The organism is Paracoccus sediminilitoris (assembly GCF_003259195.1).
Classification (GTDB): Bacteria; Pseudomonadota; Alphaproteobacteria; order Rhodobacterales; family Rhodobacteraceae; genus Paracoccus; species Paracoccus sediminilitoris.
The window spans coordinates 20,334-28,291 of record NZ_QJPK01000031.1 but is presented as its reverse complement, the minus strand read 5'-3'; the positions used below and the strand labels follow the sequence as shown (position 1 = coordinate 28,291).

The 7,958-nt window shown below is 59.7% G+C and carries 6 protein-coding genes and 3 pseudogenes; 6 read left to right on the top strand and 3 right to left on the bottom strand.

What is annotated here, in order from left to right; genetic code table 11:
- Positions 1 to 192: 192 nt before the first annotated feature.
- The 3 genes and pseudogenes from DKT70_RS16045 to DKT70_RS16035 all read right to left on the bottom strand — a co-directional run.
- A pseudogene (locus DKT70_RS16045) lies at positions 193 to 750 on the bottom strand (integrase core domain-containing protein); the annotation flags it as partial.
- A gap of 358 nt (positions 751 to 1,108) precedes the next feature.
- Complete coding sequence (locus tag DKT70_RS16040) at positions 1,109 to 1,318, bottom strand: hypothetical protein (protein WP_111560086.1); 210 nt, start codon at positions 1,316 to 1,318, stop codon at positions 1,109 to 1,111.
- A 365-nt stretch (positions 1,319 to 1,683) separates the two neighbouring features.
- A pseudogene (locus DKT70_RS16035) lies at positions 1,684 to 2,460 on the bottom strand (IS5 family transposase).
- 579 nt (positions 2,461 to 3,039) lie between these two features.
- On the opposite strand from DKT70_RS16035, the gene DKT70_RS18850 reads away from it, so the two are divergent.
- The 6 genes and pseudogenes from DKT70_RS18850 to rfbA all read left to right on the top strand — a co-directional run bounded on the left by DKT70_RS18850 (position 3,040) and on the right by rfbA (position 7,904).
- A complete protein-coding gene (locus DKT70_RS18850) occupies positions 3,040 to 3,378 on the top strand; it encodes a hypothetical protein (RefSeq protein ID WP_407672228.1) in 339 nt (112 codons plus the stop codon).
- Between the two features lie 680 nt (positions 3,379 to 4,058).
- Positions 4,059 to 4,241: pseudogene (locus tag DKT70_RS16025) on the top strand (IS5/IS1182 family transposase); the annotation flags it as partial.
- 339 nt (positions 4,242 to 4,580) lie between these two features.
- Complete coding sequence (rfbC, locus tag DKT70_RS16020; protein WP_111560088.1) at positions 4,581 to 5,141, top strand: dTDP-4-dehydrorhamnose 3,5-epimerase; 561 nt, start codon at positions 4,581 to 4,583, stop codon at positions 5,139 to 5,141.
- Positions 5,138 to 6,175, top strand: coding sequence for a dTDP-glucose 4,6-dehydratase (gene rfbB, locus DKT70_RS16015; RefSeq protein WP_111560085.1), 1,038 nt, complete (start codon positions 5,138 to 5,140; stop codon positions 6,173 to 6,175). Before rfbC ends, rfbB begins: the two co-directional genes overlap by 4 nt.
- Positions 6,175 to 7,035: a dTDP-4-dehydrorhamnose reductase gene (gene rfbD, locus DKT70_RS16010; RefSeq protein ID WP_111560084.1), complete on the top strand. Its 861-nt coding sequence runs from the start codon at positions 6,175 to 6,177 to the stop codon at positions 7,033 to 7,035. The genes rfbB and rfbD overlap by 1 nt, the downstream gene beginning before the upstream one ends.
- Positions 7,032 to 7,904, top strand: a complete 873-nt coding sequence (rfbA, locus tag DKT70_RS16005) for a glucose-1-phosphate thymidylyltransferase RfbA (RefSeq protein ID WP_111560083.1) — start codon at positions 7,032 to 7,034, stop codon at positions 7,902 to 7,904. The genes rfbD and rfbA overlap by 4 nt, the downstream gene beginning before the upstream one ends.
- The last annotated feature ends 54 nt before the right edge of the window (positions 7,905 to 7,958 follow it).

Sequence of the window (7,958 nt, the reverse complement as noted above, 5' to 3'; positions counted from 1 at the left end):
CCGCGTAGCCCCAGAAATCAACCCGCGGATTCTCCGAATGGCTGGAGGAGAGGCGGGTCTCAGGTCAGCATATAGACGTCATCCTCGCGGCAAACCGAGCCCTTCTGCGCTACCTTGGGCCTCCATACCGTTGCGGCCCAGTGCGCTGCTCCTCAACCTTGGACCATCCAATGCTGGAGTTTTCCGGCTCGGTCATGGCGGCGGGCTGGCTGCGCCGCCGGGATAATGCAGTGCGATCGGGACGTTATATCCGATCGCACTATGAGGTCGGTCCTCGTTGTAGTGTCTACCCCAAGTCTCCAGCTTTTCCTGTGCGTCCGCAAGGCTCATGAACCGGTGCGCGTTCAGGTATTCGGACCGGAGCTCGCTGTTGAACGCCTCGATAAAGCCATTGTCAGTGGGCTTTACTGGGCGTGAGAAGTTCAGGGTGATATGGTTGGCGTAGGCCCACAGGTCGAAATCGCGTGAGACAAATTTGCTGCCATTGTCGACCCGGATCGTCTTGGGATAGCCGACTTGGGCACAGAGCCGTTCCAGTGCCCGGACCACATCTTCACCGCGGTAAGCGAAGCGCGGGTCGGCTGCTGGACAGAAACGGGAATGCGTATCCAGAATTGTCAGAATCCGCAGCTTGTTGCCGAGGGCGAGTTGGTCATGAACAAAATCCATAGCCCAGACATCGTTCGGTCCGACTGCCTCCTGGCGATCATCGCGCAGCGTGGCCTTCACCCGACGTTTTGGATTCGGGTTATCTGGACGGCCGGCTCGATGTTAATCGGCACCCAGTTGGAGGGTTGGCTCATAGGAGCCCAAGGTCCCTTCGGGAAGGTCCGCTGGCACCACGATGGACGATGATGGGCCACGATAATCAGAGCCTCTCCGGTTAGCGTGTCATAGGTGTCGGCATGGCCAGAATGCCAAAGGACGTCAGCTCCAAAGCAATTTTCGACAGGGTAGGAGTCATCGTTTTCTTCGTTGGTCAGGCCGAGCGGGTCGCGGCGATCAGGAGAAACCTACCAATAAAGTTATAAATATCATGATTTTGCAACTTAAAGTATTAAAAACCACATGATATAAAAACTTCCTGAAAAGGGTGGCAAAGCGTGCTTCAATCCTTAATAGGGATCAGGCTGTGAAGATTGGGTGTGTTCCCAAACAGACGCCATACCGCGATCAGGATGCCACCCACCAAGACGGCCCCCCAGCCCCCTGCCACATATCCCAGAGCGATCATGCCAAGGGACGCACCGGCAGCAAACAGGATCGCCGAGGTCGCGAATGCACCCGTAATCGCGAGAGCAAGAACCAGAACTATCATGGCAGGACCATCCCAGTATCAAGTGCCGTCCCCGTCACTGTGACTTCCGCAGTCATGAGAGCCAAGCAAACATTAAATCGCATTTTACCAATCCCCTCCTAAACATTCCCGAATCGGCGAGTTCTCCACCAAGGTTGATTCGGGGTAAGACCTCCCTTTATTCGCCACCCGCAAGGGTTACGCAGAACACAATCATAGCGCGAATATGAAATTACGGTCAACAATTTTGGGATGCAGAGAGTGCATTGCTTCACTTAACAAGGTGGAAAGGATGCAGAAAACTAATAACCTTCTATAATATATTGTAATTAATTAATAAATTTTTCATTGCCTCTGTGCTGCCTAGGTTCAGGACTTGTTCTCCCTCAAAGCCAGAAGATTACGATGCCAGCGGGTGCGATTGCTGAAAAGAAGGTTTGTGGGCAGCGGTCATAACGGGTCGTAACCCTCCTCCAGTCTTTGAGCCTGCCGAACATGATCTCGATCCGGTTGCGACGTTTCTATCGGCGCTTGTCGTAGTGGACGGGCGTCTTCCGTTTCTTCCGACTAGGGATACAAGGACGTATCTTTTTGTCCTGCAAGGCTTCTCTGAACCAATCGTCATCGTAGCCACGATCTCCGAGCAACCACTTCACCTTGGGCAACCCGCCGACCAGGGCATGCGCCCCGATGTGATCACTGACGGGTCCGGCAGTCACAAATAGGTCGATGGGCCGGCACTGGCTGTCGCAGAGGGCGTGCAGCTTCGTATTCATGCCTCTCTTCGTCCGGCCAATCAGGCGTCCACGCCCCCCCCTTTTTCATGCGCAGGCTGGACGACGTACGATGGACCTTCAGATGAGTCGCGTCGATCATTATGGTCGTCTCCTCACCGTGCTCGGCCGCCAACCCCGCCATGATCCGGGCGAAGACACCCCGTTCACGGCGCATCGCCGTTCACCTCCAACTCTTCCAGCGGTTGTGGAGCGCCTTTTGCGGGCCGTATTCGCTCGGCGCATATGCCAACGCAAGCCATTGCGATTGATAAAGATAATCCCATTCAAGACACGCCGGTCATCAACCCTGGGCTTGCCATGCGACTTGGAGAAATAAGGCTCCAAACGCGCGACCTGCGCATCGCTAAATGCGAAAAGATCAGATATGTTAAGCGCTTGTTTTTGCAAAGTGAATAACGCTTGTACAACCAAATCAGTGGGTCCTGACCCTAAAGCTGGGTTAAGAAAAGTGTTTCACAGTACGCTTTGATGGTGATTTACCTTGGTATCTGTAATGCAGATCGGTTCCGCATGAGACCTGATCAGGATCGGGCGTTCCGCGAACGCTTCATTCTGGCTCTCCAAGCGCCGATCCTGCGCCATCGGTTCGATCCTTCGATGATCTGGGATAGCACACCAACAGGCAGCGCTGTCTGCCCCTGATGGTGTGGATGGCCCCGCCGACGGTATCGTATTCTACCAAGGTGAGTATGAGAAGCACGCATCTGGGGGAAGCGGTCCATGGACAAGCCTGTTACCATGGCCTCGATCTGGCCGCGGACGTCTTCCAAGTCTATGGAGTGGACGCAAAAGGCGCAATTCTCTGCCGGCGTCAGTTGCGGCGATCGCAGGTGCCGGCCTTCTCCACACGGTTGGAGCTCTGGCTCGTCGGCATGAAAGCCTGCGCGGGCGCCCATTCATTATTGAGCGCGGGGGCTGACGGCGGTCGGGCATGAGGTGCGGCTTGTGCCGCCTGCCAACGTCAAGCCTTACGTAAAGCGCGGCAACACAGATGCGGTTGATGCGGAGACGTTTTTCGAGGCTGACACCCGTCCGACCATACGCTTCGCGCCGGTGAAGTCGGCGGACCGTCAGGCGGCTCTTGTGGGTCACAAGGCACGGGACTTTCTGGCTCGGCAAAAAATGCAGATTGTAAGCGTGATCCGCACGCATCTGGACGAGTTCGGAGCTGTCATGGCGAAGGGCATCCATCATGTTGATCGCCTTTTCGACGCGGCCCGCGATGTGCCCCTGTGGCGCGCTTGGCCCTTCCACATATTGTCCAGTCAGCTTCGCGACACATAGATTCGGATTGACGAGGTTACCGCGCGGATCATTGAGATGCAGGGCGAAGACGAGCTGGGACGGCGGCTGGCAACGTGTCCCGCAAGAGAAGCGATCTCATTCAGCGCACTTGCTGCCACTACGCCTGAAGTGGCTGCCTTCCGCTCCGCACGCGATGATGCGGCATAGCTTGGTTTGACACCCCGCGCCATTCTGGCGGTGGAAAAGAAAGGCTCGGGCAAGTCGGGTTTTTGACTGGCTCAACCGGATGCTGGCCCGCAAGCACATGAAGATCGTGACGGTTGCATTGGCCAACTGCATGGCACGAACGATCTGGGCCGCGATTGCCTAGGGGATTTGCGACCGGGCCGCCCCGGCCCATGTGATTGAAGAGATCCGCCTCGCGGGCCTTTGACCAGCAGGCCCAGAGATGGCGAGGCGCGAGTTGCGAGGTGATGGCACAGCGACGATGATACAGCCGAACGCGACATCCAGTTCGGACCGCAGCGCCTCAGAGCGCGTGCCCTTGACCGCGACCCGACCGCCGACTGACATCATCAAGGCGCGTATCCGTCAATTCGCTGCATCCTGAACGCCGTATACATGGTCGCGACCGACCAGACGCTGGTTCAAACAAAGCTGTTGCCAAAAGGCCATACAGATCTGTTCCCAGGACAGTGGCGAGACGGGTTTGTCGAGAGCCATGGTGTGACCTGCGACAAGAGTTCGGTAAGCGGTTGTCAGTTCCGGCGCTGGACCCTTGCCGGGCTGTGGAAGGATATCCTGAAGGTCCTGACGCGAGAAGGTTGGTCCCCGACGTGCTCGAGATGGACGACAGCACCGTGGTCCGCGACCATCATCATACAGCAGGCGCTAAAGGGGGGCTTGAGAGTGATCCCCGTCGATGGTCAGGATGCGGTGGACGCGCGTCCCCACTCAGCTCATGATCGAAGCCCTATAGCTTTCCTTTTTTGTCATAATTTTTGACGCAAACATGATCTCTTGGTTCTGAGGCCAGAGCAATTTTGAGCGACTGTTTGCATTGGCACCACAGTATCCTGTAATGCCAGGACAATCATCATTGCTTGTTTCCTCACCAGTATGCGAAATCTGCTTAATAATTCAGTCTTAAACCGTCACTAAATTGGTAAAGTTAGGTCGCCTCGAAAGATGGAAATAGCACACGAACTCTTCGATTTTTTGCAATGTAATTGGTGTCGATGATGCAGATTGAGTCCACCCCGCTACCCGGAGTGCTGATCCTGACGCCGGCCCGTCATGGCGATGCGCGCGGCTTCTTTTCCGAAAGCTGGAACCGCAAGACGCTGGCCGATGCCGGGGTCGTGCTGCCCGAGTTCGTGCAGGACAACCATTCGATGTCCGCGCAGTTAGGCACGCTGCGGGGGCTGCATTATCAGTCGCCCCCCTTCGCGCAAGGCAAGCTGGTTCGCTGCGGACGCGGCCGTCTGTTCGACGTGGCGGTGGACGTGCGCGTGGGCAGCCCGACCTATGGCCAATGGTTCGGGACCGAACTGAGCTTCGAGGACGGACGCCAGCTGTGGATTCCAGCAGGGTTCCTGCACGGCTTCGTCACCCGCGAACCTGATACCGAGATCGTCTACAAGTGCACGGCCCATTACGACCGTGCTTCGGACGGGGCGGTGGCTTGGGACAGCGTCGGTATCGACTGGGACGTCACCGATCCGCTGCTGTCCGACAAGGACCGGAATGCGCAGCCGCTGGCAGAGTTGAAATCGCCCTTCGTCTTTGAGGAGCAGGCATGAAGATCCTGATCACCGGCGGCGCCGGTTTCATCGGCTCGGCCGTGGTGCGCTTGGCCATCGCGCGCGGCCATGAGGTCGTGAACCTGGACGCGCTGACCTATGCCGCAAACCTGGAGAACGTGGCCGAGGCCGCGCAGTCCGACCGTTATGTCTTTGAGCAGGCCGACATCCGCGACCGCGCGGCGCTGGACCGCATCCTGGCCGAGCACCGCCCCGACGCGATTATGCATCTGGCCGCGGAAAGCCATGTGGACCGCTCCATCGACGGTCCCGCCGCCTTCGTGGAGACGAACGTGATCGGCACGTTCAACATGCTGGAAGCCGCCCGCGCCTATTGGACGGCGCAAGGGCGTCCCGACAGCTTCCGGTTCCACCACATCTCGACCGACGAGGTCTTCGGGTCATTGGGCGAGACGGGGCAGTTCACCGAAATCACCCCCTATGACCCGCGCAGCCCCTACTCGGCCAGTAAGGCGGGGTCCGACCATCTGGTGCGGGCCTGGGCCGAGACCTATGGCCTGCCGGTCGTGCTGACGAACTGTTCGAACAATTACGGCCCCTATCATTTCCCCGAAAAGCTGGTGCCGGTGGTGATCCTCAAGGCGCTTTCGGGCCAGCCGATCCCGGTCTATGGCGACGGCGGCAACATCCGCGACTGGCTCTATGTCGAGGATCATGCCGATGCGCTGCTGCTGGTCCTGAAAAAGGGCCAGCTGAACCGCAGCTACAATATCGGCGGAGAGAACGAGGCCACCAACATCGACTTGGTCCGCACAATCTGCGCCCATATGGACGACCTGCACCCTGCGGGCGCGCCGCATGCCAATCTGATCACTTTCGTGACCGACCGTCCGGGTCATGACCGCCGCTATGCGATCGACCCTACCCGCATCCGTGATGAACTGGGCTGGCGCCCCTCGGTGACGGTCGAGGAGGGGCTGCGCCGCACCGTCGAATGGTATTTGGCCAATCGCGACTGGTGGCAGCCGTTGCTGGATCGCGACGGTGTAGGCAAGCGTTTGGGGGTTGCGTGATGCGGGAGTTGCTGGTCTTTGGCCGCACAGGCCAGGTCGCGCGGGAGCTGGCGGCGCTGGCGCCAGAGGCGACCTTTCTGGGCCGCGACAAAGCCGATCTGACCGACCCCGCAGCCTGCGCCGCGGCGATCCGCAACACGCATCCGCGCGCAGTCATCAATGCCGCAGCCTATACCTTCGTGGATCGGACCGAGACGGACCCGGACACCGCGCGTCTGGTCAATACCGATGCGCCCACCGCGATGGCAAGGGCTTGTGCCGATCTGGGCATCCCGTTCCTGCATATCTCGACCGATTACGTCTTTGACGGGTCCGGCGATCAGCCAAGGGCCGAAGATGCGCCGACTGCGCCCTTGGGCGTCTATGGCGCGACAAAGCTGGCCGGAGAGCAGGGCGTGGCCGCAGCGGGTGGCCAATGGGCCGTCATACGCACGTCTTGGGTGTTCTCCGCCCATGGCGCGAATTTCGTCAAGACCATGCTGCGCTTTGGCGCGGAACGCGACCGGCTGACGGTGGTGGCCGACCAGATCGGCGGGCCGACGCCTGCCGCCGACATCGCCGCCGCCTGCCTGCGGATGATCCGCGTGATGCGCGACAGACCCGACGCCACGGGCGGGGTCTATCACTTTGCGGGCACACCCGACGCGTCCTGGGCCGATTTCGCACGCGAGATTATGGCCCAGGCGAGCTTGGCTGCGCAGGTAGCGGACATCCCGTCATCCGACTATCCGACGCCCGCTGCGCGCCCGCTGAATTCGCGGCTGGATTGCGGGCGTATCGCGCGGGATTTCGGGATCAGGCGTCCCGACTGGCGGGCCGGGCTGACCCGCGTTCTGGATCAACTGAAGGACAAGGCATGACACAGCGCAAGGGCATCATTCTGGCCGGCGGATCGGGTACCAGGCTGTATCCGATCACGATGGGCGTATCCAAGCAGCTGCTGCCGCTTTACGACAAGCCGATGATCTTCTATCCGATCAGCGTCCTGATGCTGGCCGGCATCCGCGAGATCGCGATCATCACCACCCCCGAGGATCAGGACCAGTTCCGCCGCCTGCTGGACGACGGCAGCCAGTGGGGGATCAGCTTCACCTATATCGTGCAGCCCAGCCCCGACGGCCTGGCGCAGGCCTATATCCTGGCCGAGAACTTCCTAGCGGGCGCACCGTCCGCAATGGTGCTGGGCGACAACATCTTCTTCGGGCACGGCCTGCCCGAACTGCTGGCGTCGGCGGATGGACGCGACAGCGGCGGGACGGTCTTTGGCTATCGCGTGTCGGACCCGGAACGCTATGGCGTGGTGGATTTCGACGACCAGATGCGCGCCCGGGCGATCATCGAGAAACCGACGGTGCCGCCCTCGGACTATGCGGTGACGGGGCTGTATTTCCTGGACGGCACCGCGCCGGAACGCGCCCGCGCCGTCCAGCCCTCGGCCCGCGGAGAGCTGGAGATCACGACCCTGCTGGAGAGCTATCTGCATGACGGCAGCCTGACGGTCGAACGCATGGGCCGCGGCTTTGCCTGGCTGGACACCGGCACCCATGCCAGCCTGCTGGATGCGGGGAACTTCGTGCGCACGCTGGAGAACCGCCAGGGGCTGCAGACCGGCTGTCCCGAGGAGATTGCTTTCGAGGCCGGCTGGATCACCCCCGACCAGCTGCGCGCGCGTGCGGCAAAGTTTGCCAAAAACGATTATGGGGCCTATCTGCTGCGTCTGATCGACTAAATTGTGTTAAGGATTGGGTTTTGCAGAGCGGTCTGATTATGATCAGAGTTGGTA